The 2,242-nt window shown below is 24.3% G+C and carries 1 protein-coding gene and 1 pseudogene; both read left to right on the top strand.

What is annotated here, in order from left to right; genetic code table 11:
• Window positions 1–1,440: CDP-glycerol glycerophosphotransferase family protein (locus CAMP5060_RS07985; protein ID WP_337218194.1), on the top strand; the 1,440-nt coding region annotated here is incomplete at its 5' end.
• Window positions 1,437–2,242, top strand: a pseudogene (locus tag CAMP5060_RS07990) (hypothetical protein); the annotation flags it as partial. The gene CAMP5060_RS07985 and the pseudogene CAMP5060_RS07990, both read left to right, overlap by 4 nt.

Below are 2,242 nucleotides of genomic sequence, written 5' to 3' on the forward strand. Positions count from 1 at the left end.
ATGAAAAAGATTTGTTTTTTTATTTCCTCGCATACTCCTGGTTCTTTTGGTATAAGATTAGCACTAGGACAAAAATTCTTATTTTTAGGACATGGGGTTGATGCTGTAAATATCTCAAATTATTTCAATAAGTTAAAAATTAATTTGAGATCATCTTCTTGTTATAGAGAATATAAGTCCTTGATAGAGAATTATAATCAATATGAATTATCATCAAAAGAAGTTGTATTAACAGGACAACCTAGACATGATGCATTATTAAAAGGTAACAAAGTAAATACAAAGAAAATTTTGATAATGCCTACTTGGAGATTGTATTTAGTAGAAGACAAAGGTGAAACTTTTGATAGAAACTTGAAAGCTATATTTTTTGAAAGTGAATATTATAAAAAATGGTTTTCTTTTCTTAATAATCCTTATTTAAAAGAGCTAGTTAATTATTATGGATATCAAATAGATTTTGTTCCACATTTTAACATGAAGGATATTTTAAATAAATGTAATTTTCCTGATTTTATTAATGTGTCATATAGAAAAAATAATGAATCATTTCAAAAAAAATTTCAAAACTGTGATTTAATGATAACTGATTATACTTCAGCTGCTTTTGAAATTGCTTATCTTGGAAAACCTGTAATTTACTATCAATTTGATCAAGAATATTTTTTTAATAATCATAGTTATAAAAAAGGTTGGTTTGATTACGAAGTAGATGGTTTTGGTCCTGTTGTAAAGACAGAAGAAGATTTATTTTATGAGCTTGAAGAATTGTTTAAAAATAATTGTGTTTTGAATAAAGTTGAGTATGTAAATAATATAAAAAACACCTTTAAATTTAAAGATCAAAATAATTGTAATAGAATTTATAAGGAAATACTTAAATTATCTTGTATAGATAAACAACACTCTTTTGAATATTTGGTCAAAAAAGCATTGGATGCTCAAAATAGTTTCTATTATGGATTGGCTTTTAAAAGGTGGAAGTATATTTTAAGTAACTTTCAAAATATATCGGAAGATATCTGTGAGAATTTTTTATACTGTTTGAGAAATAGTGATGAGCAAAGTATGGAGCAAGAACTTATATTGATAGAAAAACAAATTAGAGATATTAAAAATATAAAGACGAAAACTATGCGAATTGAGCTATTGAGAAATTATGTATTAGCAAAGCAATACAATAAAGTTTTGAAAATTTTAGATTTGTTTGAATGTGATGAAAAATTTATGCATAGATTTACATATTTGAAATTGCAAACTAGTGCTGTTTCTAATGATATTGTTAGTTTTGAAAAAAACTATAATATTTTGTTACAAGACTACAAAATTCAAGAGTCAGAGATAAAAAATAGATTATATATTTTTCAAACCGCTTTAAGTTTTAATCCTTATTTATTACAAAAAGAAGTGTTTCAATTTATCGAGGAGGTTATTTTATGAATAACAGTAAAGGTAGATTAGCTATATGTTTTTTTGGTCATTTAAGAACATATGAAAAAACATATAAGTATTTTCTTTCAAATATTGTACATGTTAATGCTTTAGATGGTTGGGAGATCGATATCTTTATGCATACATGGGATAAATATCAAACTCAACACTCAAGACATTCTGAAAAAGTATATTTATCTTTATTTGAAAAAGATGTAACCTCTAAAGACATACTTGATATAAAAAATATATATTCATTAAAACAAGTTAAAGTTGAAACGTATAATCCAAAAGATGGACATGGTATGTTTTTAAGTGTTAAAGCTGTTTCTGATCTGAGAAAATCATATGAGAGTATAAACAACATAAAATATGATTATATCATGTACACTAGACCAGATATTTTATTTTTAAATCCATTTAAAATTAGTGATTATATTGATAATTATATAACTTTTCATTCGGATAAATTGGGCATACCTCAAAAAATTACTTTTAGTGTAATAAATATTTTTATCCATTTAAATTTTTTAGATCCTAGGTTTATTAATGAGGGAGATTTATGTTGGATTAATAACTTTGATTGTAATGAAATTCCTTCTAGAAAAGCAGATGAATATTTTGTTATCCCAATAAAATATAGATTGTATTATGATTTTTTTATTTGCCGAGAGTCTACCGATTTGAGTGCATTGGATCCTTTTATTGATAATATAAAAAAAAGTTTTTTTTTAGAAAAAGATCGTTTAATTTCCGAACAATATTCTCAAATTAAATCTTCAAAGGAAACTATTAGTGCTAATAGCATATT

Source organism: Campylobacter sp. 1569 (assembly GCF_024723675.1).
Lineage (GTDB): Bacteria > Campylobacterota > Campylobacteria > Campylobacterales > Campylobacteraceae > Campylobacter_D > Campylobacter_D jejuni_C.